Annotated in this window: 25 protein-coding genes; 11 read left to right on the forward strand and 14 right to left on the reverse strand. The window is 69.7% G+C overall.

All coding sequences use genetic code 11. The features are described 5' to 3' along the window. Positions 1-21 precede the first annotated feature (21 nt). A complete protein-coding gene (locus ACVBD7_RS11500; RefSeq protein WP_458093309.1) occupies positions 22-630 on the forward strand; it encodes a DUF1826 domain-containing protein in 609 nt (202 codons plus the stop codon). Between the two features lie 8 nt (positions 631-638). Here ACVBD7_RS11500 and ACVBD7_RS11505 read toward each other — a convergent pair whose 3' ends face one another. The 6 genes from ACVBD7_RS11505 to ACVBD7_RS11530 form a co-directional block, all read right to left on the reverse strand. Further along, the gene (locus tag ACVBD7_RS11505; protein WP_458093311.1) at positions 639-1133 is read right to left on the reverse strand and encodes a GNAT family N-acetyltransferase; all 495 of its coding nucleotides are present in this window, start codon (positions 1131-1133) and stop codon (positions 639-641) included. Between the two features lie 12 nt (positions 1134-1145). Further along, a complete protein-coding gene (gene cysS, locus ACVBD7_RS11510; protein WP_458093313.1) occupies positions 1146-2588 on the reverse strand; it encodes a cysteine--tRNA ligase in 1443 nt (480 codons plus the stop codon). A gap of 91 nt (positions 2589-2679) precedes the next feature. Continuing rightward, a complete protein-coding gene (locus tag ACVBD7_RS11515) occupies positions 2680-3216 on the reverse strand; it encodes a hypothetical protein (RefSeq protein ID WP_458093315.1) in 537 nt (178 codons plus the stop codon). Positions 3217-3349: 133 nt separating this feature from the next. Then, positions 3350-4681: a glutamate--tRNA ligase gene (gene gltX / locus ACVBD7_RS11520; protein WP_458093316.1), complete on the reverse strand. Its 1332-nt coding sequence runs from the start codon at positions 4679-4681 to the stop codon at positions 3350-3352. Next, the gene (locus ACVBD7_RS11525; RefSeq protein WP_458093317.1) at positions 4678-5139 is read right to left on the reverse strand and encodes a hypothetical protein; all 462 of its coding nucleotides are present in this window, start codon (positions 5137-5139) and stop codon (positions 4678-4680) included. The genes gltX and ACVBD7_RS11525 overlap by 4 nt, the downstream gene beginning before the upstream one ends. Continuing rightward, positions 5136-6578 (reverse strand): nitrilase-related carbon-nitrogen hydrolase, encoded by a 1443-nt coding sequence (locus ACVBD7_RS11530; protein WP_458093318.1) that lies wholly within the window; start codon positions 6576-6578, stop codon positions 5136-5138. The genes ACVBD7_RS11525 and ACVBD7_RS11530 overlap by 4 nt, the downstream gene beginning before the upstream one ends. Positions 6579-6656: 78 nt before the next feature. Between ACVBD7_RS11530 and ACVBD7_RS11535 the strand changes: the two genes are divergently transcribed. Together ACVBD7_RS11535 and ACVBD7_RS11540 are read left to right on the forward strand one after the other, a co-directional pair. Continuing rightward, positions 6657-7691, forward strand: coding sequence for a 2OG-Fe(II) oxygenase family protein (locus ACVBD7_RS11535; RefSeq protein ID WP_458093319.1), 1035 nt, complete (start codon positions 6657-6659; stop codon positions 7689-7691). Positions 7692-7785: 94 nt separating this feature from the next. Next, positions 7786-8229, forward strand: coding sequence for a hypothetical protein (locus tag ACVBD7_RS11540; protein ID WP_458093321.1), 444 nt, complete (start codon positions 7786-7788; stop codon positions 8227-8229). A gap of 30 nt (positions 8230-8259) precedes the next feature. On the opposite strand, the gene ACVBD7_RS11545 is transcribed toward ACVBD7_RS11540, so the two are convergent. Beyond that, complete coding sequence (locus tag ACVBD7_RS11545) at positions 8260-9384, reverse strand: nicotinate phosphoribosyltransferase (protein WP_458093322.1); 1125 nt, start codon at positions 9382-9384, stop codon at positions 8260-8262. Positions 9385-9398: 14 nt separating this feature from the next. Beyond that, entirely contained in the window at positions 9399-10781 is a 1383-nt protein-coding gene (locus ACVBD7_RS11550) for a class II 3-deoxy-7-phosphoheptulonate synthase (RefSeq protein WP_458093324.1), read from the reverse strand. 223 nt (positions 10782-11004) lie between these two features. Between ACVBD7_RS11550 and ACVBD7_RS11555 the strand changes: the two genes are divergently transcribed. Next, on the forward strand, positions 11005-11379 hold the full coding sequence (locus ACVBD7_RS11555; protein ID WP_458093326.1) for a DUF6152 family protein: 375 nt from the start codon (positions 11005-11007) through the stop codon (positions 11377-11379). A 5-nt stretch (positions 11380-11384) separates the two neighbouring features. Beyond that, complete coding sequence (locus tag ACVBD7_RS11560; RefSeq protein ID WP_458093328.1) at positions 11385-11858, forward strand: DUF6644 family protein; 474 nt, start codon at positions 11385-11387, stop codon at positions 11856-11858. Between the two features lie 9 nt (positions 11859-11867). Here ACVBD7_RS11560 and gorA read toward each other — a convergent pair whose 3' ends face one another. Then, positions 11868-13259 (reverse strand): glutathione-disulfide reductase, encoded by a 1392-nt coding sequence (gene gorA / locus ACVBD7_RS11565; RefSeq protein WP_458093330.1) that lies wholly within the window; start codon positions 13257-13259, stop codon positions 11868-11870. Between the two features lie 76 nt (positions 13260-13335). Further along, positions 13336-14808, reverse strand: a complete 1473-nt coding sequence (gene gabD / locus ACVBD7_RS11570; RefSeq protein WP_458093332.1) for an NADP-dependent succinate-semialdehyde dehydrogenase — start codon at positions 14806-14808, stop codon at positions 13336-13338. Positions 14809-15095: 287 nt separating this feature from the next. On the opposite strand from gabD, the gene ACVBD7_RS11575 reads away from it, so the two are divergent. Beyond that, entirely contained in the window at positions 15096-15311 is a 216-nt protein-coding gene (locus tag ACVBD7_RS11575; RefSeq protein ID WP_458093333.1) for a hypothetical protein, read from the forward strand. A 69-nt stretch (positions 15312-15380) separates the two neighbouring features. Here the strand turns inward: ACVBD7_RS11575 and ACVBD7_RS11580 are convergent, their stop codons facing one another. After that, entirely contained in the window at positions 15381-16073 is a 693-nt protein-coding gene (locus ACVBD7_RS11580) for a GntR family transcriptional regulator (RefSeq protein WP_458093334.1), read from the reverse strand. Positions 16074-16129: 56 nt separating this feature from the next. Here ACVBD7_RS11580 and fahA point away from each other — a divergent pair, with 56 nt between their 5' ends. The 3 genes from fahA to ACVBD7_RS11595 are packed head-to-tail and all read left to right on the forward strand — an operon-like array spanning position 16130 to position 19200. Further along, positions 16130-17434 carry a fumarylacetoacetase gene (fahA, locus tag ACVBD7_RS11585; RefSeq protein ID WP_458093336.1) on the forward strand — a complete coding sequence of 435 codons (1305 nt, stop codon included), beginning with the start codon at positions 16130-16132 and terminating at the stop codon, positions 17432-17434. 27 nt (positions 17435-17461) lie between these two features. Then, a complete protein-coding gene (locus tag ACVBD7_RS11590; RefSeq protein WP_458093337.1) occupies positions 17462-18250 on the forward strand; it encodes a cyclase family protein in 789 nt (262 codons plus the stop codon). A 5-nt stretch (positions 18251-18255) separates the two neighbouring features. Then, a complete protein-coding gene (locus tag ACVBD7_RS11595) occupies positions 18256-19200 on the forward strand; it encodes a Bug family tripartite tricarboxylate transporter substrate binding protein (RefSeq protein WP_458093339.1) in 945 nt (314 codons plus the stop codon). 235 nt (positions 19201-19435) lie between these two features. On the opposite strand, the gene ACVBD7_RS11600 is transcribed toward ACVBD7_RS11595, so the two are convergent. Beyond that, positions 19436-19867, reverse strand: a complete 432-nt coding sequence (locus ACVBD7_RS11600; RefSeq protein ID WP_458093341.1) for a PACE efflux transporter — start codon at positions 19865-19867, stop codon at positions 19436-19438. A gap of 88 nt (positions 19868-19955) precedes the next feature. Here ACVBD7_RS11600 and ACVBD7_RS11605 point away from each other — a divergent pair, with 88 nt between their 5' ends. Together ACVBD7_RS11605 and ACVBD7_RS11610 are read left to right on the forward strand one after the other, a co-directional pair. Continuing rightward, positions 19956-20864: a LysR family transcriptional regulator gene (locus ACVBD7_RS11605; protein ID WP_458093342.1), complete on the forward strand. Its 909-nt coding sequence runs from the start codon at positions 19956-19958 to the stop codon at positions 20862-20864. A 117-nt stretch (positions 20865-20981) separates the two neighbouring features. Then, complete coding sequence (locus ACVBD7_RS11610) at positions 20982-22061, forward strand: NAD(P)H-dependent flavin oxidoreductase (RefSeq protein ID WP_458093343.1); 1080 nt, start codon at positions 20982-20984, stop codon at positions 22059-22061. 101 nt (positions 22062-22162) lie between these two features. Here the strand turns inward: ACVBD7_RS11610 and ACVBD7_RS11615 are convergent, their stop codons facing one another. Further along, positions 22163-23068 (reverse strand): hypothetical protein, encoded by a 906-nt coding sequence (locus ACVBD7_RS11615; protein WP_458093345.1) that lies wholly within the window; start codon positions 23066-23068, stop codon positions 22163-22165. Positions 23069-23302: 234 nt separating this feature from the next. Next, positions 23303-25126, reverse strand: coding sequence for a glutamine--fructose-6-phosphate transaminase (isomerizing) (gene glmS / locus ACVBD7_RS11620; RefSeq protein ID WP_458093346.1), 1824 nt, complete (start codon positions 25124-25126; stop codon positions 23303-23305).

Consider the following 25126-nt stretch of genomic DNA (forward strand, 5'->3'; position numbering starts at 1 on the left):
AACGATGCAAGAAGGTGACGGATGGGGTTCCTGGTCGAGAGCTTTGCCGGAGATGCCAGGGCAACAGCGGCCGGGAACCCGGCCGTGCTGTTCGGGGTGATGTCGCCGGGCACGCGCTTGGCGATCTGGCAGCGCCGGATGCCGCGCTGGGCAGCAGCACTGCGTCCGCTACTTCGGGCCGCACCGTTCCGTGTGGTGGCGGAGGATGAGCCGGCCCTGGCCGCAGACCGGGTGCTGGCCGCCCTGCCCGCCTCCGCGCCGGAGATGCTGGCAGCGGACATCCGCATGCTTGCCGGGCTGTTCGCGGTTCTGGCGGTGCGACCGACGGTGCGCCTGCGGCTCGAAGGCGTGGTGGATGATGCCTGCACGCGCTGGCACGCGGATGCGGTGCCGCTGCGGCTTCTCTGCACCTATCGCGGGCCGGGGACGGAGTGGCGGCTGGGGCACGCCACCGACGAGGAGCCGGGGGTCATCGGCGCGCCCTGCGCGGCGGTGCTGAAGGGAAATGGCTTTCCGGGGGAGCCGGGCGGTGGCTGCCTTCACCGCTCGCCGGCCCTGTCGCTTCTGCCGGCGGCACGACGGGCGCGGCTGCTGCTCTGCATCGACATGCCCGGGCACTTCCCGGGCTGAGCAAGGCGTCAGCCGCGGCCGCGGCGCGCGTTCCACTCCGGGCGGAGGATGGAGAGGATGAGAACGTCCACGCGGCTGCCATCGGGACGCGGACGGGCCTCGCGCAGGCAGCCCTCCTCGGTGAAGCCCTCCCGCGCATAGACATGGCGGGCGCGGGAATTGGTTGCGAGCACGTTCAGCCAAAAGCGGTGGACGGTGGTGTTCGCGAAGGCCCAGTCGGTGACGGCGTTGAACAGGGGCGTGCCGAGGCCGCTGCCGGGCGCGGCCATGGCGATGCGCTTGAGGCAGTGGTTGCCGCGCGTGTCGTTCAGCTCCGACAGGATGGCGAAGCCGGCGGCGGTGCCGGCCGCCTCGCCGACGAAATACGCGAAGGCGGGGGAGGCGAGCTGAGCGGCGTGCTCGGCCTCGCTCTGCTGGTTGATGAAGGCGTCATGGCCGGGGATGCGCTCCACGGCCATGACGAAGGAGATGTCGGACTGGGTCGCGCGGCGGAGCGTGATCACGCGCGGCGCCCCTCAGGCCCTACGCCAGGTCGTGGTGCCCTTGCCGTCCTCCAGCACGATGCCCTTGGCCGCGAGATCGGCGCGGATGCGGTCGGCCTCGGCGAAGTCGCGCGCGGCGCGTGCGGCGAGGCGGGCCTGGATTGCGGTCTCGATCTCCGCATCGTCCGCGGCTTCGCCGGATGTCGTCCGGCCCTGGCGCCAAGCCTTGGGCTGGGAGGGGAGCAAGCCGATCGCGGCAGCGGCTTCGCGCAGTGCGGCGCCGGCCTGGCCGGGGCGCGGCTTCCAGCCGCGTCCGGCGCGGTCGAGCACGGTCGCCATGGAGCCGCCGACCTGCATCACGTTCTCCAGCGCGCGCAGGTCGCGCAGGCGGGCGATGACGAGGGGGGTGTTGAGGTCGTCGGCCAGCGGTTCCAGCGCCCAGGCGACCATGTCGGCAACCGTCGGGTCATCCGCCTCGGGCTTGGGCAGGTTGCGGACGAGGAGGGCGTAGTGGTCGTCCAACTCCGCGCGCGCCTCGTCCAGCCGCTCGGCGGTGTAGTCGAGGGCGGAGCGGTAATGAGTGCGCAGCAGCAGCAGGCGGAATGCCTCGCCGGCCCAGGGGCCGCGCGAGAGGATGTCGCGCACTGTCATGAAGTTGCCGACGGACTTCGACATCTTCTCGCCGTTCACGAGCAGCATGCCGTTGTGCATCCACAGATGCGCGAAGCGGGTGCCGGGGAAGGCGCAGCAGGATTGCGCGGCCTCGTTCTCGTGGTGCGGGAAGAGGAGGTCGGCGCCGCCGCCGTGAATGTCGATCTCCTCGCCCAGGTTGCGCCAGGCCATGGCGGAGCACTCGATATGCCAGCCCGGGCGGCCGCGGCCCCAGGGGCTGTCCCAGCCGGGCGTTTCGGCGTCGCTCGGCTTCCACAGCACGAAGTCGCCGGGGTCGCGCTTGTAGGGCGCGACCTCGACGCGGGCGCCGGCGATCATCTCATCCGTGCTGCGGCCAGAGAGCTGGCCGTAGTCGGGATAGGAGGCGACGCTGAACAGCACATGGCCTTCGGCTTCGTAGGCGTTGCCATTGGCGATCAGCCGCTCGATCAGCGCGATCATCTCGGGGATGCTGGCGGTCGCGCGCGGCTCCACATCGGGCGGCTCGCAGTTCAGGGCTGTGGTGTCGGCGTGGAAGTCGGCGATGGTGCGGGCGGTGATGGCCGCGATCGGCTCGCCGGACTCGCGGGCGCGCGCGTTGATCTTGTCATCCACGTCCGTGATGTTGCGGACATAGGTGACGGCGGGGAAGACGCGGCGCAGCAGGCGGGCCAGCACGTCGAAGACGACGACGGGGCGGGCGTTGCCGAGATGGGCGAGGTCATAGACCGTCGGGCCGCAGACATAGAGGCGGATGTGGTCCGGGTCGATCGGGCGAAACTCGACCCGCTCGCGGCGCGCGCTGTCGTGGAAATGGAGCTGCATGGCGCCCGCCTAGCATGGCGGGCGGCGGTGCGCCCAGGGTTGGTTGCGGAAGACGGTCCGAGGGACGTGCCGTCCCCTCCCCCCGCCCGGCTCAGCGCGTGGCAGTGTCGGGCGCGCCCGACACGGGCGGTGTGTTCTCGGCCATGTCGGTGGAGGGGGCGGCCGCGGGGGGCTGGGCGTAGGCCGAGAGGGCGGGCCGGTTCTCTGCGGTAATCGGCGTCATGCCGGGCTGCGGGCGGCGCATGCAGCCGCGGAAAATGGGGGCGCAGACACCGTCCGTGCCGATCGGGCGGTCGTTGTTGCCGCTGTAGAACACGTCCTGCACGCGACTTTCGGCGACACGAATATTGGCGTTGCAGCTGGAGCCGCTGCCGCCGAGCGTGTAGCCGCCGCCGATGATGGGCAGGGTGATGTTCACGCCGCCAGCGGCGTCGTTCTTCAGCGTGTAGGTGAAGACCTCGGTCCCGTCTTCGAGCTTCTTGGCGCGGTCGGGCACGCCGGCGCAGGCCTGCAGGTCGGCGGCGGACATGCCGACGAGGCTGATCTGGGCCTCATGCGCCAGGCGGGAATCCTCGTAGCCGCAGCTGGCGAGGAGAAGGGTCGTGGCGAAGATGGCTGGGCGCTTCATCAGGCCTCCTTTTTTGCGGAGGCCCTGGTGTGCGGACGCTGCCCCTCGAAGAAAAGGGTGCAGCGCAGCATTTCACAGTATCCTGAAGAGTTAAGGGCCGATCCTCCAGCGGAATCTTAGCTCCCGCCCGTACTTACGCCGTGCTGCGGGAAAGGCGCGTGCGGGCACGATCGGGACCGATTAGGGGCAGGAAAACCTTGAGGTCAGGGCCGTGCTCCTCGCCGGTCAGGGCGCGGCGGAGGGGAAGGAACAGCGCCTTGCCCTTTCGGCCGGTCGCCGCCGAGAGGGTGGCGGTCCAGGCGGGCCAAGTCGTCTCGTCCCAGGGGCCGGGCGGGATGGAGGCCAGCGCGGCCCTAAGGAGTTCGATCTCCTCCGGCTGCTCGGGGACGGTGATCTCGCCCCTGGCCACCTCGTACCAGTCCCGCACCTCGGCCAGCAGGTCGAGATTCCCGCGAATGGCGAGCCAGAAGGCCTCGTCGGCGCCCTCCGGCAGACGGTCCTTCACGGCGGCGTAGTCCAGCGCGTGCAGGTGCTTGCGGTTGAGGGCGAGGAGCTGCTTCGTGTCGAAGCGCGCGGAGGAGTGGGAGATGCGGGTGATGTCCCAGTCCCGCACAAGGTCGCGGGGCGCGGCGGGCGCTGGATCACGCGAGGAACCGAGGGCGGCGAGGTAGCCCGTGATGGCCTCGGGCTCGATACCATCCCGCCGGAACTGGCGGAGCGAGATGCTTCCGAGACGCTTGGAGAGCGCGCCGCCCTCCGCATCGGTCAGCAGCGGCATATGGGCGAAATAGATGCGGTTGGGACGGCCGCTCAGCGCCTCGATGATGTCGATCTGAATGCCGGTGTTGGTGACGTGGTCCTCGCCCCGGATGATGTGGGTGATGCCCGTCTCCAGGTCATCGACGACCGATGTGAAGGTGTAGAGGAAGGAGCCGTCGGCGCGGATCAGCACGGGGTCCGAAAGGCTGGGGAGCTTGACGTTGCGCTCGCCCAGCACGCCGTCCTGCCAGGAGACCGTGCGGGTGTTCAGCTTGAAGCGGTAGTAGGGCGTCTTGCCATTGGCCAGAGCGCGCTCCAGCTGGTCGGGCGTCATCCGAAGCGCGGCGCGATCGTAGATGGGCGCGCGGCCCTGCTTGCGCCGCTGATCGCGCTTGAAGTTCAGCTCCTCCTCGCTCTCCAGGCAGGGATAGAGCACGCCCTTCTTCTTCAGCACCTCTGCGGCGGCGGCGTAACGCTCCAGCCGGTCGGACTGGCGGAAGAAGGCGTCCCAGTCGAGGCCGAGCCAGCGCAGGTCCTCCTCGATGCCCTGGGCGTATTCGGGCTTGCTACGCTCGGCGTCGGTGTCATCCAGGCGAAGGGTGAAGCTGCCGCCGCGCTTCCGCGCCTCCAGCCAGTTCGCCAGGGCGGGGCGGGCATTGCCGACATGGAGCCAGCCGGTGGGGCTGGGCGCGAAGCGGACCTTCATTCGCCGTCGCCTCCATCGGACGCACCACCATCGGACGCGTCGCCATCGTCATCGGCGCCCTCATCCGCATCATCCCCCGCCTCACCACGGTCGCGCCGGGGGTCCAGGGCGCGCCAGTCGCGCTCGGCCTTCGAACGGGAGGGCTTGGACGCGAAGCTGCGGATCTCGGCCGCGCTGGTCCAGTGCTCACCATCGAGGTCCAGCGCCTCGGCGTCCTCGCCGAAGGCGAACCAGGCGGCGAGCACGGCATCCGCATCCATGCCCGGCGCGCGGCAGCGCTCGACGCTGTCGCGGACATAGCGGCGGGCGAAGGTGGCAGCGTCGGCGACGGTGGCGAAGCCGCGGATTTCCTCCAGCGGCTCTTCGCCATTGCCGCCCGAGAGGTCCTTGATGCGGACGAAGGGGCCGGCGGGGGCGGGCCGAGGGGATTCGCTGAAGATGGGGTCTTCGTCGCTCATGGCGCCGGGGCCTCGTCGGGGTTGGGGTGGCGCAGGGGGTCGCTCGGGTCCGGACCGAAGGCGCGTGGGGCGGTGTTCAGGCCGGGCGGAAGATGGCGGCGCTTGTAGTCCGCGCGGGCGAGGCTTTGCCAGGGGGTGAGCCGGGGGGACTGCCCGGCGGGTGCGGCGGGGCTCTCGGGCGGAGGCGAAAGGCCGGGGCTTTCGGGGCCGAGGAGGCCGGCGGGACGATGGGAGTTGCGCCAGGCCGCCAGGGCGCGGCGCTGGGTGGTGGAGAGATGCCGCAGCGGGGCGAAGGCGCTTGGGAAGGCGCTCGGACCGGTGGTGAGCGGAAGGGCGCCCGTGGCCTCGGCCAGTGCGTCCAAGGCCAGGTGCTGCAGGGCGCGGAGCAGGTTCGGCGGGCCTGGCGCGGCGGCTGCCAGGGCGGCGGTGGCGGCCTGCGCCGTAGCGGTGAGGTCGAGCGACTGCGGGGTCAGACCGAGGCGGTGGGCGAGCGGTGTGGCCGCGTCCTCCAGCAGGAGCGGGCGGAGCCCGGCGGCAGGAAAGGCGTCGGTGGCCAGTGTGGCGAGAAGGGCGGCGTCCGGGGTGTCCGTAAGGGGAAGGAGGATGGCGGGTGGGGCGTGGCGGGCGGCGTGGTCGCGCAGGGCGAGGAGAAGGGCGCGCCAGAGCCGTTCGGGGTCTGGGATGGGCAGAGCCGGGGACTGGGGAGTGCAACGCCAGGTGGCGCCGTCGCGCGTCCATTCGGTGAGGGCGAGGGCCTCGGCGAAAGGTGGGAGGCGAAGGGCCGGGCTGCGGTCGGCGTTGAGAACCAGGGCGGCGCCGTCATGCGCGTCCTCCTCCTCGGCGCCGAGGCGGTTGAGGAAGAGGAGGGGCAGGCCGTTCTCCACGACCCGGGCGAGGGCGGATTGGAGGATGCGTTCCTCGCCGCCGGCCTCGAAAGGCAGGGAATCGAGGGCGATCAGGAGATCCGCCCCCGTCTCGGCCAGCGTCTCGGGGGTGGCGGGGAAGCGCCAGTCGCGGCCGGGCATAAGGCCCAGGCGGGCGGCGCCGAAGGCAACGGGGCCCGGGGCCGGGCCGGGATCGTAGCCGGGGCGAGGCTCGTGGACGGCGCGGCGGGCGCGGATCGTGCCGGCTTCCAGCAGGTGTAGCGCATCGTGCAGGCGGGGGCCGTCCCGCCACGGGGCGCCGAGGAGCAGGGCGGGGCCGCCATCGGCGGTCTCAGCGGCCAGTGCAGTGAGCGCGGCGTCGCAGGCCGCGGAGAAGTCGAGGTCTGCGGCCAGGCGGGCTGGGACGGCGCCGGAAAGGGAGTGCTCCGGGGTGAGAAGGAGGTCGGCACCGAGGGCGGCGGCCTCTGCGCGCAGGGAGCGGAGCCGGGCGGCATTGGCTTCAATGGCGGCCATGCCGGGATTGAAGCTGGCGAGGGCAATGCGGAGGTCTGGCATGAGGGGCGGACCCTAGGGCAGGGCCGATCCCCAAGGAATGACGTTGCGCGGGGCGGTGCGGCATCACAGAAAGGCCGCATGAATGAACGTCCATCTTTCCTTGTCGGTGACCACCTGCCGGGGATCGTGTTGCCGGATACGGCGGGCGAGGGTTTCGACGTGATGGGGCAGGCAATCGCCGGGCAGCCACGGGTTCTGCTGCTCGGGCCCGGGCCGGAGGGGGTTGAGGCGCTGGACGCCGCGGTGCGCGCGCGGGGGGCGCTGCTGGTCCTGGTGCAGCCGGGAGGGCCGGACGGGGCTCGCCGGCCGGGGCCGGTTCGCGTCTTCGATGCCCAGGGACAGGTAGCCCGGGCGCTCGGCCTGGGCGAGGGCGGGGTGGCGGTGGTCTCGCCACGAGGGCGACTGGCCTTTGCGGCCCGTGCGGAGACGGTGGCGGATGGGGTAGCGGCGGCGCTGGCCACCCTGCCCTCCCCTGCCCTGTCACCGCCGGTCAGGCGAAGTGGGGCGCCGGTGCTGCTGGTGCCGGACATCCTGGAGCCGGAGCTGGTCTCGGCGCTGCTGGCCCATTGGGAACGGGGCGAGAAGCAGAAGGACCGGGTGGCGGGCGGTGCCGAGGCGGCGGGGGCGAACCGGATCAAGCGCCGGGCCGACGTCTTCCTGGACGACAAAGGGCTCTACGAGACCTTCCATGCTCGGCTGATGCGGCGCGTGGTGCCGGAGATGATGCGGGCCTACCGATTCCAGCCCGCGTCCTACGAGGTGCCGCGGATTGGGTGCTACGACGCCACCGATCTCGGCGCCTTCGAGGCGCATCGCGATAATCGCACGCCCTTCACCGCGCATCGGCGCTTCGCGATGAGCCTCAACCTCAACACGGGCGCGTATGAGGGCGGGACACTGCGGTTCCCGGAATTCGGGCCGGACGAGCACGAGCCTCCGGCAGGCGGGGCGGCCATCTTCGGCTGCGACATGCTGCACGAGGCACTGCCCGTCACGCGCGGGCGGCGCTATGCGATCTTCACCTTCTTCACCGATGCGGAAGGCGCGCGGCAGGAGCAGGAGCTGATCCGGCAGCGCCTTGCGGCAGGGCAGCAAGGGGTTTCGCTCCGCTGAACGGCGCTTCACCTCCGCTTGAGGTGGGTGCGGGCTGCCATCCCCTGGCCCCATTCAGTGTTCGCCATGGGCGAGCTAGCTAGGGAGGCAGAGAATGGTCACGACGAGGCGCGGGGTGATGCTGGGCGGAGGCGCGGTGCTGCTGGGCACGCCGGCCCTGGCGCAGGGCGGGCCGCTGCTGGAATTGCACGGGCGGCTCACGGCGGCGAGCTCGGAGCGGTTCGCGCGTGCAGTGTCCGATGCAATGGACGGGCGCATCTCGCTGCAGGTGACGGCGCCTCCGGCCGAGGGGCGCGTGCATGCCGTCACGTTGCAGGCGCCGCTGCTGCTGATCCAGGCGGAGAAGCCCGAGCGGATGCAGATCTCGCTGACCGGCGGCTACACGCTGCGCGACAGCGCCTTCGTGCTGGACGGGGTGTACGATGTGAAAGGAGAGGGGATGCAGCAGGGCATCCTCATCTACGTCCTGTCCCCCGTGTCCGGCGGGGAGGGCCGCCGCCTGCGGGATGGACAGGTTCGACGGCTGGAGCTGGGCTGAGCGCGGGGCCGGGGTGGGTGGCCCCGGCTCCTACTTCCCGCGGGCGAGCAGGAACTCGCGGCCAACCTTCACGCGGGGCACGCCGTCATAGGCGATGATGTCGGCGGTGGCGTAGGTCTCGCCCCAGCTGTCCGGGATGAAGCTGCCCGTGCCGACGACGTCGATGGGCGCCTTGGCCTCGGCCATCACGCGGCACTTGGACACGCCGAAGCCGGAGGAGGCGATGATGCGCACCTTCGGGAACCCGGCCTCGTCGAGCGCCTCGCGCATGCGCCAGATCGCGGCCGCTGAGACGCCGGTGCCGACGAGGTAGCGCAGCTCGCTCTCGCTGCGGTAGCGGCGGATCACGTTCGGGACGTGGCGCTCGATCACCGCATAGGAGAGTGCGGGGTCGAGGCCTTCGAGAAAGCGGCCGCCATGGGTGTCCAGCCGGACGGCGACGCGGCCTGCGGCGGCGAGCTCGGGGAAGCGACGGCAGACCTCCAGCCCGTCCGTCACCTCCCGGCCGAAATAGTCGGTGAGGACGGTGAGGTTCTCGTCCGGGAAGGTCTCATGGAACATCTCGGCGGCTCGCAGTGTGCTGCCGGCATAGCCGATGAGGGCGTGGGGCATGGTGCCGAAGCCGCTGGCGGCGCCGTAGTAGTGGGCGGTTGCGTCGTTGGCGTTGCCGATGAAGCCCTTGGCGCCCTCGCCCTTGGCGGCGTTGCTGCCGACGGAGGCGGCGTAGGCCATGATCTCCTGCATCTCGGCGCCGGCGCAGTGGCGGGCCTCCATGGCCAGGAAGTCCACCCCGGGCAATTCAAGGCACATTTGGTAGGCGTTGTGGGCGGCGACGCAGGCGGAGCCGAGCTTCTGCAGCAGCAGTGTCTCGAGATCCGAGAGCTGGGTGAAGGGGCCGGTAACCGTGAGGATCGGATCGCCCGCGCCGACCCAGGTGCCCTCCTTGTGAATGAGGTCCACCTCGATCGCGGCGCCGCGCTCGGCGGCGACCCCCTGCAGCCAGTCCAGCATCAAACCGGGCGCGGAGACGACCGGGCGGCGGAGGAAGATGGCATAGGTGACGCGCGCCTCGCCGAAGCGCTGCACGATGGCCTTGGTGCGCTTGAAATAGGCGTCCGTGCGCGCGGAGATATCGGCTTCGAGCTGCGGGTCCATGACTGTCTCGATGCCTACTGAGCGGCCTGCAGGTGGATGCTGGCAGCGCGGCGGGACTTCAGCTCCTCGGCGACGAGGAAGGCGAGTTCCAGGGACTGCTCCGCGTTCAGCCGCGGGTCGCAGAAGGTGGCGTAGTTCTCGGACAGGTTCGCCTCCGTCAGGCGATGCGCGCCTCCCAGGCATTCCGTGACGTCGCGGCCAGTCATTTCAACATGCACGCCGCCGGGGTTGGTGCCCTCGGCCTGGTGCACGTCGAAGAAGCCGCGCACCTCCTGCAGAATGGCGTCGAAGGAGCGGGTCTTGTAGCCGCCGGCGGAATGCGTGTTGCCGTGCATGGGGTCGCTCAGCCAGGTGACCTTGCGGCCATTGGCCTTGATGGCGCGGATGAGCGGGGGCAGATGCGCCTCCAGCTTCGCCGCGCCCATGCGGGTGATGAGGGTGAGACGACCCGGGGTGTTGCTCGAGTTCAGGCGGTCCGTGAGGCGGAGGAGGTCGTCGATCTCCGTCGTCGGGCCGACCTTCAGGCCGATGGGATTGGCGACGCCAGAGAGGAACTCGACATGCGCGCCGTCCGGCTGGCGGGTGCGGTCGCCGATCCAGAGGAAATGGGCGGAGCAGGCGTAGTGGCGGCCGGGATGGGTGCTCGGCTCACGGGTCATTGCCTCCTCGAAGGGCAGGAGGAGCGCTTCGTGGGAGGTGTAGAACTCCGTCTCGCGGATCTGCGGGGCGGTCAGGCTGTTCATGCCGCAGGCGGCCATGAAGCGCAGCGTCTCGTCGATGCGCTGGGCGATGTCGGCATAGCGTTCGGCCAGGGGCGAGCGGGCGACGAAGCCGAGGTTCCAGCGATGGACCTCGTGCAGGTCGGCGAAGCCACCCGTGGCGAAGGCGCGCAGCAGGTTCAGCGTGGCGGCGGATTGCAGATAGGCGAATTCCATCCGGCCGGGATCAGGCAGGCGCGAGGCCTCGGTGAAGTCGGAGCCGTTGATGATGTCGCCGCGATAGGAGGGGAGAGTCTGCTCGTCCAGGGTCTCGGTATCGCTGCTGCGGGGCTTGGCGAACTGGCCGGCCATGCGGCCGAGCTTCACCACGGGCAAGCCGCCGCCGAAGGTGAGGACGACCGCCATCTGCAGCAGCACGCGGAAGGTGTCGCGGATGGTGTTGGCGTGGAAGTCGGCGAAGCTCTCGGCGCAGTCGCCGCCCTGGAGGACGAAGGCGCGGCCCTCGCCGGCCTCGGCCAGGAGGCGAGTCAGCCGATCCGCCTCGCCGGCAAACACGAGGGGCGGGAAGCGGGAGAGCTTGCCCTCCATGGAGGCGAGCGCCGCCTGATCCGGGTAGGTGGGGACCTGGCGGATGGGCATGTCGCGCCAGGAGGCAGGGTGCCAGGAGGTGGTCGGCATTGGTGTGACTTGTCCGGTGTGGCGCGCGCCCTCTCGCGGGGCGGGGTGGCGAGCATAGTGAGGGGGAGCGGGGGGGCAAGGGTGATGGGGCCGGGCCAGCCCTGCGGCATCGGGACAACTGGGCCCTGGGCGGGCGAGCCAGAATGTTTCTCCCCCAAATGTCACTGGCCAAGCCGGGGCCTGCGGGCAGATGACTCCTCCTTCATCTGGCCGGGGAACGATCATGAAAAGGCGGGCAATTCTTGGTGGCGTGGCCTCGGCATTGGTAGCGCGGGGGGCTGCGGCGCATCACGGCTGGAGTTGGGCGGAGGGGGAACAGGTCGAGCTGGCCGGCACCATCCGGGCGGTGACGATCGCGCCTCCACATCCCGTGCTGCAGGTGGAGACGGCGAGCGAGGGCGTCTGGACGGTGGAGCTGGGCAACCCGTCCCAGACCAGCCGGGCTGGCTTCGTGGAAGGCGTCGCGGCACCGGGTGACCGGATCGTGGCGCTGGGCAATCGCGCCCAGGACCGCAGCGAGCGGCGGATGAAGGCGGTGCGGGTCACCGTGCGCGACCGGCGGTTCGACATCTATCCCGAGCGCATCCAGGGCGGCTGACGGGGTTGGACCCGCTGGGGGCCCTGGCCGGCTGGTCGGTGGCGGCGGCGCTGCGGCGCTCTACTGTTCTGTATCCGCTGGTGAATGCGGCGCACATCCTGGGGATCGGCCTTCTAGTCGGGTCGATCTTCACGCTGGATGCGCGGGTGCTGGGGGCTTTCGGGCGGGTTCCCCTTGGGGTTCTCGGGCCGCCGCTGGTGCGGGTGGCCGGGATCGGGCTGACGGTGGCGGTGGCCACCGGCTTCCTGCTGTTCAGCGTGCGGCCCGTCGAATACTCGGGGAACACGGCCTTCCTCGTGAAGCTCGGGTTGCTCGCTTTCGGGCTGCTGAACGTGCTCGTGCTGCATCGCGGCGCCGGTTGGCGCGGCGCCCTGGCCGGGGGACGCATCGCCTGGCCGGTGCGGGCCGCGGCTGCGGTGTCGATACTGGTCTGGACGGGTGCGGTGGTGGCCGGGCGCTGGATCGGCTTCTCCGACTAGCCCGAGGGGTCAGGCCGCCTTAGCGGCTCCCTCCCCCACCCGGCGCGTCGGCACCCGCATGGTCACGAACTCCTCCGCGATGGTCGGGTGGATGCCGATGGTCGCGTCCAGCTGGGCCTTGGTCAGGCGGTTCACCACGGCGACCGCGATGCCCTGCATGATCTCCGGGCTGTCCTCGCCGAGCATATGGGCGCCGAGCAGGACGCCCGTGCCGCCTTCCACCACCAGCTTCATCAGACAGCGGCGGCCCTCACGACGGGTGAGGGTGTGGCGCATGGGGGTGAAGCGCGCGGTGTAGATCTCGGCAGGGCCGTGGAGAGCGGCCTCTTCCTCGGTCAGGCCGACGCTGGCGATCGGGGGAGAGGTGAAGACGGCCTTGGGGACGTTGTCGTAGCTCGCCTTGCGGGGGCGGCTGCCGAAGAAGGTGTCGGCCATGGCGTGGCCCACGGCGGTGGCCATGGGGGTGAGGTTCACGCGGTCCGTCACGTCGCCGATGGCGAAGATGTGGGGGATGTTGGTGGCCTGGTCGTCATCCACCGCGATGGCCGCGCCCTCGCGGCAGTTGATGCCGGCGGCGTCCAGGCCGAGGCCCTTGGTGGCGGGCTGGCGGCCAGTGGCGAAGAAGACCGCATCGGCTTCGATCACCTTGCCCGAGACCATCGTCACGATGCGGGTCTCGCCCGAGAGGGTAATGGAGACGGGGCTTTCACCCGGCAGCACGTTGATGCCGTTCGCGGCCAGGGATTCGGCCGCCGCCTCGCGGATCTCGTGGTCGAAACCGCGGAGGGGAAGCGCCTGACGGTAGGCGAGCGTCACCTCCGAGCCGAGGCCGTGGAGGAGGTTGGCGAACTCGCAGCCGATGTAGCCGCCCCCGATCATCAGGACGCGGCGGGGACGCTCCTTCAGGGTGAAGAGGTCGTCGGAGATGAAAGCGTGCTCGGCGCCCGGGATCTCCGGGCGGATGGGCGTGCCGCCGACGGCGATGACGATGCGGTCCGCGGTGATGGTGGTGTTGCCGAGCTGGACCTCGTGCGGGCCGGTGAGGCGGGCATAGCATTCATGCACCTGCACGCCGACGCCCTCGAGCAGGCGGCGGTAGATGCCGGAGAGGCGGGCGACCTCGCCGTCACGCGCGCGGGCCAGGGCGGCCCAATCATGCTTGGCCTCGCCGAGGGACCAGCCGAAGGCGGCCGCGTCCTCGGCCCAGGCGCCGTATTCCGCGGCCTGGACCATGAACTTCTTCGGCACGCAGCCGACATTCACGCAGGTGCCGCCCCAGAAGCGGCCTTCGGCGATGCCGACCTTGGCGCCGTATCCGGCGGAGATGCGGGCCAGCCGCACGCCGGCGCTGCCGCCGCCGATGACGAAGAGATCGAGGTCGTAGGGGTGGGGCGCGCTCATGGGTTGGAAAATCGGGCCTCCATCCCGGGGGCGCAAGGGCCCCACGGGATGAAGACGGGGGTGGCATGGCTGGGGCCTACAGGCCGCCGATCAGGCAGTACTTGATCTCGAGATAATCCTCGATGCCGTATTTGCTGCCCTCGCGGCCGAGGCCGCTCTCCTTCACACCGCCGAAGGGGGCGACCTCGGTGGAGATGATGCCCTCGTTGATGCCGATGATGCCGCTCTCCAGCGCCTCGGCCACGCGGAAGATGCGGCCGACATCGCGGGCGTAGAAATAGGCGGCTAGGCCGAACTCGGTGTCGTTGGCCAGGCGGACGCCTTCGGCCTCGTCCTTGAAGCGGATGAGAGGGGCCATTGGGCCGAAGGTCTCCTCCTTCAGCACCTTGGCCGAGATCGGCACATCCGTGAGGATGGTGGGTTCGAAGAAGTTGCCTCCGAGAGTGTGGCGCTTGCCTCCCGTGAGAACCTTGGCGCCGTTCGCGGTGGCGTCGGCGATGTGCTCCTCCACCTTCGTCACGGCATCAGCGTTGATGAGCGGGCCCTGGGTGACGCCGGCTTCCATGCCGTTGCCGACCTTCAGGTTCTCGACCGCGGCCTTCAGCTTCTCGGCGAAGGCGTCATAGACGCCCTCCTGCACGAAGATGCGGTTGGCGCAGACGCAGGTCTGGCCGGTGTTGCGGAACTTCGACGCCATGGCGCCGGTGACGGCGGCGTCCAGATCAGCATCGTCGAACACCAGGAAGGCGGCGTTGCCGCCGAGTTCCATGCTCGTCTTCTTGATGGTGCCTGCGCATTGCGCCAGCAGGGTGCGGCCGACCTCGGTGCTGCCGGTGAAGGACAGCTTGGCGACATGGGGGTTGGTGGAGAGCTCCTCGCCCTGCTCACGCGCCGAGCCGGTGACGATGTTGCAGACACCGGCGGGCATGCCCGCGCGCTCGGCGAGCACGGCGATGGCGAGGGCGGAGAAGGGTGTCTGCGACGCCGGGCGGATCACGCCGGTGCAGCCCGCGGCCCAGCCGGGACCGGCCTTGCGGGTGATCATGGCGGCGGGGAAGTTCCAGGGCGTGATCGCGGCGAAAACGCCGATCGGCTCCTTCATCACCAAGATGCGGCTGCCATGCTTGAAGGTGGGGATGGTGTCGCCGTAGACGCGCTTTCCCTCCTCCGCGAACCACTCGATGAAGGAGGCGGCATAGGCGATCTCGCCCTTGCTCTCGGCCAGCGGCTTGCCCTGCTCGGCCGTCATGATGGCGGCGAGGTCGTCGGCGTTCTCCATCATCAGGTTGAACAGCCGGCGCAGGATGGCCGCGCGCTCCTTCGCCAGCATGGCGCGCCAGGCGGGCTGGGCGGCCTTGGCGGCCTCGATGGCCCCGCGCACCTCTTCCCGCGACAGGGAGGGGACGCTGCCGATCACCTCGCCGGTCGCAGGGTTGCGGACCTCGATGGTCTTGCCGGAGGCGGCCTGGACCCAGGCGCCACCGACGCGGTTTGCCTGGCGGAAGAGGTTGGGGTCCTTCAGGACGAGCTTGGCGGCGGTGTCGAGCATGGCAGTTCCCCGGGGGTGGTTTGGCCGGAGGATGGTCCGATCCTCGCGGCCTGTCATCCGCTGCGCCGTGCACGATTGGCGGCGTCGGGCGTCGTACGCGGGTCCAGGCGCGCGGATTGAGAGTGCTTCTCAGTATTTACTTCACGTCATTTGAGAATGCTTCTCGATGGCCAAGTAATGGTGATCAGCGGTACTTGGAATCGGCGTAAACCAAAGGCGTGGCCGCGCGTCTTACCTAGGCGATAGACAATGGCGCCTCGGCGCCGAGACCAGCCCGGAGAAGCCCCATGTCCCTGTCCCACACCCCCGACGTCGCCTGCACCCGCTGCAAGTTTTTCGACGATCATGCAAACGCGCCGGCCGCGCAGGACGGGCTTTGCCGGTACAACCCGCCCGTGACTCAGCCGAGCCCCGAGGCGCATGGCCTCTGGCCGGTGGTGTCTCGCCAGGACTGGTGCGGCCACTTCACCGTGGACAGCCCCGTGGCCGGCTCGGGCGACTGAAGCACCCGGCAATCGTGGGTCGCGAAAGGGCATCGCCGGAAGGCGGTGCCCTTTTCGCATGCGCGCCCGTCAGCGGCTGGGCGGGGCCTCGCCGAGCAGGGCCAGAACCAGTTCCGCAGTGACGCCGATATGGGAGGCGAGGAGCACGGGCGCACGGTCCTCCCGCGCGAGGATGGCGGCAGCCAGTTCCTCATGCACGGCCAGCATCCGCGGCCAGTCCTCATGGGCCGTTTCCACCAGGCGGCGGTAGCGCGTCTTCTGCAGGTACAGGTCGTCGCAGAAGCGCAGGAGGGAGGCGAGCGGGCACGCGGCGATGAGGGCTCGGTGGAAACGGTGATGGCGGGCCTCGTAGGCGTCCACCCACTCCTCGCTGGCTGGGTCGCGGCGGGCGATCTCGTGCCGCAGCAAGGAGAGTGAGGCCACGATCCCGTCCTCCCAGGCAGCGCGGCCGTGCTCCATGGCCAAGCGCAGCGCCTCGGGCTCGACCACCTGCCGGGAGCGCGTGATGTCCAGCAGGTGGGTCCGGGTCACCGGAGGCACGGAGAAGCCCTTCTGGCCTTCCAACAGCACGAAGCCCTCGGCGGCGAGCCGCGCCAGGGCCTCGCGCAGCGGGGTGGCGCCAAGGCCGTAGCGGGCGGAAAGATCACGCAAGCGGAGACGGGTGGCAGGGGGCAGGCCGCCGCCGACGATGTCCTGCCGCAGACGCCGGGCGGCGGCTTCGGAGAGGGTCGGAGAGGCGTCCGAGGCCGGATTATCGATCAACACAATAAAATATATTTCCTCTTCCCAGCCCGGCGCAAGGACGTAAGGATGGGGGCATGAACGTCCTCGACCTCTCCCATGACCCGAAACGTCGGGCCTGGGTCGCCTCCGCTAATGCGGCCGATGCCGAATTCCCAATCCAGAACCTGCCGCTAGGCGTGTTCTCCCGCGAAGGGGAAACGCGGCGCGGTGGGGTGGCGATCGGTGACCAAGTGCTGGATTTGCGCGCGGCGTTGGATGCCGGGCTGATCCACGGTGCGGCGGCCGAAGCGGCCGCAGAGCCGACCCTGAACCAACTGATGGCGATGGGGCGGCCTGCCTCGAGCGAGTTGCGGGCTCAGGTCTCAGCGCTGCTGGCTGAGGGAAGCGATGCGGCATCCCACGCCGACGCCATTCTCGTGCCGATGAGCGAGGCGCGGATGCACCTTCCCGTGCAGATCGCGAACTTTAGCGACTTCATGGTCTCGCGCGACCATTCCTGGCGCCTTGGCGCGACGAAAGATGCAATTGCGCCGCTGCCGCCGGCCTTCGACAGCCTGCCCGTCGCCTACCACTCCCGCGCCTCCTCCGTGCGGATCAGCGGCGAGCCCGTGGTGCGGCCGAACGGGCAGTGGAAGCGCGGGGATGGCGTGTATTTCGGGCCGACGGAGGCGCTGGATTACGAGCTGGAGCTGGCGGTCTGGCTGGCGGGCGAGAACGCGCTGGGCGAGCCGGTGCCGATGTCCCGCGCGCCGGACAGGCTGTTCGGCTACGGGCTGCTGAACGACTGGTCCGCCCGCGATGTGCAGCGCTGGGAAATGCCGCCACTCGGGCCCTTCCTGTCCAAGAGCCTGTCCACAAGTGTCTCGCCCTGGATCGTGACGGCGGAGGCGCTCCTGCCCTTCGCTATCCCGGCTGCCGCGCGCGCGGAGGGGGTGGCCCCTCCCCTGCCCCATCTCGACTCCCAGGAGAACCGCGCGCGCGGCGGGCTGTCCATCGCACTCGAGGTCTGGCTGCTGACGCCGCGTATGCGCGCCGAGGGTGGCGTTCCGGCGCGGCTGACGGCGACCGATTTCGCCACCATGTCCTGGACGCCCGCGCAAATGGTGACGCACCACGCGAGCAATGGCTGCAACCTGCTCCCGGGCGACCTGCTGGGCAGCGGCACCTGTTCCGGGCCCACGGATGACTCGCGCGCCTGCATGGCGGAGATCATCCTCACCGGGCTGATTCAGCTTCCGAACGGCGAGACGCGCCGCTTCCTGGAGGATGGGGACGAGGTGATCTTCCGCGGGCGCGCCCATGCGGCGGGCGCGGTCTCGATCGGATTTGGCGAGTGCCGGGCACGGATCCTGCCCGCGCCGCCCTGGCCCGCCGGCTGAACAGGCGGGGAGGAAACGAGAGAAGACATGCCAAGAAAGATCATCGACATCTCGACGGTGCTGAAGGCCGGCATCGCGAGCGATCCGCCGCACATGCTGCCGCAGATCGAGTACCGCGATCACCACCAGACCGCGCCGAGCATGGCCGACTACATGGGCGTGCCCGTGGATGCGCTGCCGGAGGGCGAGTACGCGGCAGTGGAGCAGGTGAACATCTCCACCCATAACGGTACGCATATGGACGCGCCCTACCACTTCTTCTCACGTATGGACGAGAAGCTCGTGCCGGGCGGGCGCCCCTCCATGCGGATCGATGAGGTGCCGCTGGACTGGTGCTTCCGGCCCGGCGTGAAGCTGGACTTCCGCGAGAAGCCGGATGGGCATGTTGTGACGCCCGAGGAAGTGGAGGCGGAGCTGCGGCGCATCGGGCACGAGCTGCAGCCCCTCGACATCGTCCTGGTGAACACCCGCGCGGGAAGCCGCTACGGCGAGGCCGATTTTACCGAAAGCGGCTGCGGCATGGGCCGGGCGGCGACGCTCTGGCTGGCCGAGCGCGGCGTGCGCGTGGTGGGGACCGACGGATGGTCCTGGGATGCGCCGTTCAGCTTCACGCGCAAGCGCGTGCAGGAGACCGGGGATGTGTCGCTGATCTGGGAGGGACACCGGGCCGGGCGCGAGATCGGCTACTGCCAGATGGAGAAGCTCTCCAACCTCGAGGCGCTGCCGGGGCATGGGTTCACCGTGGCGTGCTTCCCCGTGAAGATCCATCGGGCCTCCGCGGGCTGGACCCGCGCCGTCGCCATCTTCGAGGAGTAGCGCCGATGCGTCGCATGCTGCTGGGCGCCGCACTGGCGCTGGCTGCCGCCCTTCCTGCGCGGGCGGAGTATCCGGACAAGCCGATCACCATGACCATGCCCTACTCGCCCGGCACAGCCGATGTGCTGATCCGCGCGCTGGGGGAGCACATCCAGCGCACGCTGGGCCAGCCGCTCGTGCCGGTCACGCGGGACGGCGCCTCGGGCGTGGTGGGGATGCGCTATGTCGCGACGAGCCCGCCGGATGGCTACACGCTCGGGCAGACGCCGATGACGGCGATCGTCGTGCAGCCGCATATGGTGCGCAACGCCGGAACCAACCCCGAGAACTTCGAGGCGGTGTGCGGGACAAACGAGAACATCCTGGGCATCGTGGTGCGGACCGAAAGCCCGATCCGCACGCTGCCGGACCTGGTGGCCGAGGGGCGGCGGCGGTCGATGAGCTTCGGCAGCCCCGGGCCGAACTCCCTGCCGCAGCTTGGCGTGTGGCGCGTGCAGAAGGCCACGGGGGTGGATTTCAACCACATCCCCTATCGCGGCGAGGCGCCGCATCTGAACGACACGCTGGCCGGGCGGCTGGACTTCTCGGCGGCCGTGGTGTCCTCGGCGGCGGAGCTGGTGCAGGCCGGGCGAATGCGGCTGATCGCCGTGTTCTCCAACCGCCGCCATCCGGACTTCCCGGACGTGCCGACGGCGGTGGAGCAGGGCGTCGACGCAGTGCAGCTCAGCCAGGTGGGGATCTACGCGCCGCGCGGCACGCCGGCCGCGGTTCTGGACCGGCTTGAGGAAGCCTGCCGCACCGGGCTGGAGACGCCGGCGGTGAAGCAGGTGCTGGCGACGACGCGCGCGCCTGGCGCTTTCATGACGCGGGCGGCGCTGAACGCCATGTTGCGGGACGAGTTCGCAACCTACGGGCGCATTCTGCGGGAGTTGGGCGTGCAGCCGGAGTGAGGAGGACCGGGGCCTGTAGCAGGGCTTCGTCACCTTGCTCAGATACATCCCGGCGCTACGCGCCCGCCTTGCGGCATTGCCAAATTGCCCAAGGGACACAGGAATGACGTGCTCCTGCGTCAGTCCTGCGGATGCTCTGACCGCGTGAAGTCGGGCGCAGCGGCAGAACACACCACGGGTTGCTTGGTGCTGGGCGACGGCGCCGTTGCGGCATTGGCGCCTGTGCCTGCGCGGTTCAGCCAGGCACGGCGCGCCAGCCCTGCAGCGGGAAAGCGCGGTCATAGGCCAGGTTGAAGATGAAGGCGTAGACCACGTAGAAAGCCGCGATCGCGAGATCCATGACCAAGGCCTGGACGAGTCCAATGCCGAGATACCAGGCGATCGGCGGCAACAGCAGCACCAGCAGCCCGGCCTCGAACAGCACGGCATGCGCCACGCGCAGGCCGAGCCCCTTGCGCGTGTGCCCGGCCAGCCGCTGCATCGCGTGATCAAAAGCGAGGTTGTAGACAAAGTTCCACGCCGTAGCCGCAAAGGCGCTGCCGACCCCGATCACGCCCATATCGGAGGCGTGCAGGCCGAAGAGCAAAGTCCCGAGGGGGATGATCATCGCCAGGCCGAACACCTCAAAGAGGAGGGCGTGGCGGATACGGTCCCGTGTGCTGCGCATGATCTGCCCCAGAAAGCTTCTGTTATGCGCGCCCTTCTATCTGCCATACTGCCTACTACAAGTTATGTCGTATCGGGAATCTAGATAGATGGCGGTCTCGCTCGACCAGCTTCAGGCGTTCGTCGCGGCGGCAGAGGCGGGGTCCTTCTCCGCTGCCGCCCGCACGCTGCGGAAGGCGCAGTCCGCTGTCAGCACACAGGTCGCAAACCTTGAGATGGATCTGGGGCTGGAGCTGTTCAGCCGGGCGGGCCGAAACCCGGTGCTGACGCCGGCCGGTGAACGGCTGCTGCTGGAAGCCCGCGTCGTCCTCGAGAGATGCGAGCATCTGATCGGTGTGGCGAGCAGCCTGGAGCGGAAGGTTGAGAGCCGCCTGGTTGTGGCAATCGACGAACTCTACCCGGAGCACGCTCTGGGTGCCCTCTTCGCGGGTTTTGCGCGGCGCTTTCCGTTCGTGGAGTTGGAGCTGCTGTTCCCGCTCATGGAGGATGTCAGCCGCATGGTGCAGGCCGGGACGGCCGATCTCGGGGTGATGTGGCGCCAGGAGGTGCTGCCGAGCGAGCTCGGTTTCCAGACCATCGGCTGGGTGCCGCTGAAGCTCGTCTGCGGCCGGGATCATCCACTCGCGAAGGAGCGGGTGGAATGGGAGGAGCTGAAGCGGCATCGCCAGATCCTTGTCGCCGCGCGCAGCGACGGGCCGGAGAAGCGACGCCTGCGCGTCGCGGCCGAGGTTTGGTGGGTGGAGAGCCACTGGGTGATCCTGGAAATGGTGAAGCACGGGATCGGCTGGGCCTTCGTGTCCGACCATGTGATCGCCGCATCTCCGGCAGCGCCCGACCTGGTGACGCCCGACCTGCAGTTCGATGACGGGGACTGGCCAGTTGCCCTGGAGCTGGTCTGGCACAAGCAGCGGCCCTGCGGCCCCGCGGGAGCATGGTTGCGGGAGCATTTCGCGGCCACCCGGATCGAGGGGCTGCTCAGGACCGGTTCGGGACGTTAAGGGCTTCGGCAAACGCGCCGTTGCCACGGCACTTGGGACGCACAGGCACGCTTGTCCTGCACGCCGTTCTCTGCGGAATTGGCATACGGCTTCGGCAGTTTCGGTGAGGACCCCAGCATGACTTGGACGGATCGCCGTATCCTGGACCTGTTCGGTATCGATCTTCCCATCATCCAGGCACCGATGGCCGGAAGCACAACGCCGGAGATGGTCATTGCCGTGAGCGAGGCGGGCGGCCTCGGTTCCCTGGCCTGTGCCCAGTACACGCCGAAGCAGGCGCGTGAGGCCGCGGAGGCAGTTAGGGCCGGCATCTCGCGCCCGTTCAACATGAACTTCTTCTGTCACGCCTCCCCGGAACCGGATCCGGCGCGCTCGGCGGCGTGGCACGATGCGCTGAAACGCTACTACGCCGAGTTCGGCCTGGACCATGACGCCCCGCCACCTTCCAGCGGCCGGGCGCCCTTCGATGCGGCCTTCTGCGCTGTGGTGGAGGAGGTGCGCCCGGCCGTCTGCAGCTTCCATTTCGGCCTGCCGGAGCAATCCCTGCTGGACCGCGTGAGAAGCACAGGCGCTCGCATCATCTCCTCGGCGACCACGGTGGCCGAGGCGCGGTGGCTGGAGAAGCGCGGCTGCGACGCCATCATCGCGATGGGCCTGGAAGCGGGTGGCCATCGTGGCAACTTCCTGTCCGATAGCATGGCGACGCAGGTCGGCACCTTCGCGCTGCTGCCGCAGGTGGCCGATGCGGTGCGCGTGCCGGTGATCGCGGCGGGCGGGATCGGGGATGCGCGGGGGATCCGTGCCGCCCTGGCGCTCGGGGCGTCGGCCGTGCAGATGGGCACCGTCTACCTGTTCACGCCGGAGGCCAGGATTCCGGCGCCCCATCGCGCGGCGCTCCGCCATGCGGGCGAGAACGAGACGGCGCTGACCAACATCTTCACCGGCCGTCCTGCCCGCGGGTTCATGAATCGCGCGATGAGGGAGCTGGGCCCGATCTCGCCTCTGGCGCCGGCCTTCCCGATGGCCGGAGGCTCGCTGGCTCCGTTACGAGCCCACACGGAACCGCAGGCCTCGGGAGACTTCATGAGCCTGTGGGCGGGCCAGGCGGCGGCACTGGGGCGAGAAATGCCTGCGGGCGAAGTCACGCGCAGGCTGGCGGCGGAGACGCTGGATGGGCTGTCCAACCGGCAGGGCTAGGATCGGCTTTCCAACGTCGTGCCTTCCGCTGAAAGCCTGCACGGCTATCGCGTCCTGCAGATGCGTCGCTGCGTGATGACCTTGGTCTGAACCGAAGACGTTCACTCGCCGCGCTTGCTCTGGCGCGTCGCCCGCGCCCGCTCCAGCGATGCCGCCCTGCGGCGCTCCTCCCGCAGGACATCGATGGTCGGCTGCCACCAGCCGCGGGCCTTATCGGCCGGGCTGGACGGCGTTCGTGCGGGCCAGGCCTGGACGAGTTCGGCATGGCTGGGCCTGCGCAAGGTCGCCCAGATCAGCGCGGCGGCTCCGGCCGCGACGCCGGGGTAGAAGCGAGTGGCAATTGCCGGGTCAACAAGCTCGCCGGTGACCGCCTCGAACACCACGCACCCAGTATGGGTCATCACCACGCGGTCGAGGGGTGGCAGTTCAGCTTCCGGCACGGGATACCGCTTTCGGCGGCGCTCAGCGGCCTCGGCTCGGCTCTCCCCGTGCTCCGGAGAGGCCTTGCGGCTTTCCTCCCGCTTCCGCCGCTCCTCGGGCTCGGCCAGGCGAGCTGCCTCCTCAATGGCGGGCCAGCGCTTTCCCAACTCCTCAAAGGACCGGAACGGCACGTGCCAGGCCCTGGATGCCGGGTTCCAGCGGGCCCAGGGCACCTCCCGCAGCTGAGCGACGACGGATCGGGAATACGGTGTTCGGATCACGAAGCTGTCCGCGACCTCGAGGTAGGGGCTGGTGATCGGGTCGAAGGCGAAGGCGTCGCGGCCGCGTTGGTCGGCATAGGCCAGCACGCCCGACCACTCGCGGCCCATCCATGCCGTCAGGCGTCGTTCCGCCCGCGTGCCCGGCACGAACCACGCCTTCAGATCATCCCGCCACCGTGCCTGCGGGAATGCCTCGCGAAAGCGCTCCACGGTCATGCGATCGTAGGGGAAGCTGGCGGTCGCTCCGGGCGTACCGTCGCCGGAATCCCGCTGCGTCGCGCTGAACTCCGAGGGCTCGTCCGCCACCTCTCGCTTCCTTCCCGCCTGGGCCTTCGGCCGGTCCAGCTTAGCGGAAGGATAAGGGTGTTGACCCCTCCTGCCGAGAAGTCACGGCGGACCAGGCTCTCCCGGCTGCCATAGCCGGCGCAGCGATACGCGTCGCGAAACCCTCGAGGCAAAGCGGCCGCCGCCTGAGAGGGATGAGCGGCCGGCAGCCGTTGGCGGCCCCTCAACCCTGTTCCGAGGTCGCGTGACGTCGCCCTATTCCACCGTCACGGCCTTCGCCAGGTTGCGCGGCTGGTCCACATCCGTGCCCTTCAGCACCGCCACATGATAGGCGAGCATCTGCACGGGGATGGCGTGCAGAATGGGAGCGACGAAGGGATCGACCTTCGGGACGATCACCACGCGGGACGCGAAGCGGCGGAGGGCGGGGGCGCCGTCCTCATCGGTGAAGGCGATGATGCGGCCGCCACGGGCCGCGGCTTCCTGCAGGTTCGACGCGGTCTTCTCGAAGAGCGGGCCTGACGGGCAGAGGGCGATCACCGGAACACTGGCGTCGATGAGGGCGATCGGGCCGTGCTTCATCTCGCCGGCGGCGTAACCCTCGGCGTGGATGTAGGAAAGTTCCTTGAGCTTCAGCGCCCCCTCCATCGCGATGGGGAACAGGCTGCCGCGGGCGAGGTAGAGGACGTCGCGCGCGTCCTTGATGTCGGCGGCGACTGCTTCGATCTCCGCACTCGAGTCGAGCAGCTTCGCGGCGTGCTCGGGCACTTCAAGCAGCGCGGCGGTGAGGCGAGCCTCCTCGGCGGCGTCGATGGCGCCGCGAGCGCGGGCGAAGTTTAGCGCGAGGCAGGCGAGTACCGAGAGCTGGGCGGTGAAGGCTTTGGTGGAGGCGACGCTGATCTCAGGGCCCGCCACCGTCATCAGGGCGGCGTCGCTCTCGCGCGACATGGTGCTCTCGGGGACGTTGACCACCGAGACGAGGGACTGGCCGCCGGCGCGCAGCATTTTCATCGCGGCCAGGTTATCGGCCGTCTCGCCGGACTGGGAGACGAACATGGCGGCGCCGCCTTCGGTGAGCGGCGGATCGCGGTAGCGCAGCTCGCTCGCTACGTCGCAGTCCGTGGGAAGCCGCGCGAGGGTTTCGAACCAGTAGCGGGCGGTCTGGCAGACGAGGAAGGCGGAGCCGCAGCCGGAGAGCCAGAGGCGGGGCAGCGCCGCAGGATCGAAGGGCAGCGCGGGGCGCGCGACGGAGCGGGTGGTGGGATCCACATACTGGTGGAGCGTATCGCCGATCACCGCAGGGTGCTCGTGCAGCTCCTTCTCCATGAAGTGGCGGTAGTTGCCCTTGCCAATGGCGGCGCCGGAGAAGGCGGTGGTCTTGATGGCACGCTCGACGGGCGCGTCGGCGGCATCGAAAAAGCGGGCCCCGGTGTCGCTGATGATGGCCCAGTCGCCCTCGTCGAGATAGGCGATGCGGCGGGTGAGCGGGGCGAGGGCCAGGGCGTCGGAGCCGATGAACATCTCCCCCTCGCCAAAGCCGATCGCGAGCGGCGCGCCCTGGCGGGCCGCGAGGAGCTTGCTCGGGTGGCCGGCGAAGACGGCGGCCAGCGCAAAGGCGCCGTGGACGCGCTTCAGGGCACGGCTGAATGCGTCCTCCGGGCTGTCACCACGGGCGAGGTGGTGGTCCACCAGGCGGGCGAAGGTCTCGGTGTCGGTATCCGTCTCGAACTCGGCGCCTTCCGCCTCCAGCTCGGCGCGAAGCTCGGCATGGTTCTCGATGATGCCGTTATGCACGACGGAGACGCGGGCGGTGCCGTGGGGATGGGCGTTGCGGGTGGTCGGGGCGCCATGCGTGGCCCAGCGGGTGTGGCCGATGCCGGTCGTGCCGGGAAGCGGGTCCCCCTGCAGCACCTCCGCGAGGTTGCCGAGCTTGCCCTCGGCGCGGCGGCGCTCGACATGGCCGTTCACGAGGGTGGCGATGCCCGCGCTGTCATAGCCGCGGTATTCCAGGCGGCGGAGCGCTTCCAGAAGACGCGGGGCAGCCTCTTCGCGGCCGACGACGCCGACGATTCCGCACAT

The sequence above is a fragment of the Roseomonas sp. WA12 genome, from assembly GCF_054165765.1.

Coding starts and splice junctions, on each gene's coding strand:
- ACVBD7_RS11500 (WP_458093309.1), top strand. CDS start 22: ATGGGGTTCCTGGTCGAGAGCTTTGCCGGAGATGCCAGGGCAACAGCG.
- cysS (WP_458093313.1), bottom strand. CDS start 2,588: ATGCAGCTCCATTTCCACGACAGCGCGCGCCGCGAGCGGGTCGAGTTT.
- ACVBD7_RS11515 (WP_458093315.1), bottom strand. CDS start 3,216: ATGAAGCGCCCAGCCATCTTCGCCACGACCCTTCTCCTCGCCAGCTGC.
- gltX (WP_458093316.1), bottom strand. CDS start 4,681: ATGAAGGTCCGCTTCGCGCCCAGCCCCACCGGCTGGCTCCATGTCGGC.
- ACVBD7_RS11525 (WP_458093317.1), bottom strand. CDS start 5,139: ATGAGCGACGAAGACCCCATCTTCAGCGAATCCCCTCGGCCCGCCCCC.
- ACVBD7_RS11530 (WP_458093318.1), bottom strand. CDS start 6,578: ATGCCAGACCTCCGCATTGCCCTCGCCAGCTTCAATCCCGGCATGGCC.
- ACVBD7_RS11535 (WP_458093319.1), top strand. CDS start 6,657: ATGAATGAACGTCCATCTTTCCTTGTCGGTGACCACCTGCCGGGGATC.
- ACVBD7_RS11540 (WP_458093321.1), top strand. CDS start 7,786: ATGGTCACGACGAGGCGCGGGGTGATGCTGGGCGGAGGCGCGGTGCTG.
- ACVBD7_RS11545 (WP_458093322.1), bottom strand. CDS start 9,384: ATGGACCCGCAGCTCGAAGCCGATATCTCCGCGCGCACGGACGCCTAT.
- ACVBD7_RS11550 (WP_458093324.1), bottom strand. CDS start 10,781: ATGCCGACCACCTCCTGGCACCCTGCCTCCTGGCGCGACATGCCCATC.
- ACVBD7_RS11555 (WP_458093326.1), top strand. CDS start 11,005: ATGAAAAGGCGGGCAATTCTTGGTGGCGTGGCCTCGGCATTGGTAGCG.
- gorA (WP_458093330.1), bottom strand. CDS start 13,259: ATGAGCGCGCCCCACCCCTACGACCTCGATCTCTTCGTCATCGGCGGC.
- gabD (WP_458093332.1), bottom strand. CDS start 14,808: ATGCTCGACACCGCCGCCAAGCTCGTCCTGAAGGACCCCAACCTCTTC.
- ACVBD7_RS11575 (WP_458093333.1), top strand. CDS start 15,096: ATGTCCCTGTCCCACACCCCCGACGTCGCCTGCACCCGCTGCAAGTTT.
- fahA (WP_458093336.1), top strand. CDS start 16,130: ATGAACGTCCTCGACCTCTCCCATGACCCGAAACGTCGGGCCTGGGTC.
- ACVBD7_RS11590 (WP_458093337.1), top strand. CDS start 17,462: ATGCCAAGAAAGATCATCGACATCTCGACGGTGCTGAAGGCCGGCATC.
- ACVBD7_RS11595 (WP_458093339.1), top strand. CDS start 18,256: ATGCGTCGCATGCTGCTGGGCGCCGCACTGGCGCTGGCTGCCGCCCTT.
- ACVBD7_RS11600 (WP_458093341.1), bottom strand. CDS start 19,867: ATGCGCAGCACACGGGACCGTATCCGCCACGCCCTCCTCTTTGAGGTG.
- ACVBD7_RS11605 (WP_458093342.1), top strand. CDS start 19,956: ATGGCGGTCTCGCTCGACCAGCTTCAGGCGTTCGTCGCGGCGGCAGAG.
- ACVBD7_RS11610 (WP_458093343.1), top strand. CDS start 20,982: ATGACTTGGACGGATCGCCGTATCCTGGACCTGTTCGGTATCGATCTT.
- glmS (WP_458093346.1), bottom strand. CDS start 25,126: ATGTGCGGAATCGTCGGCGTCGTCGGCCGCGAAGAGGCTGCCCCGCGT.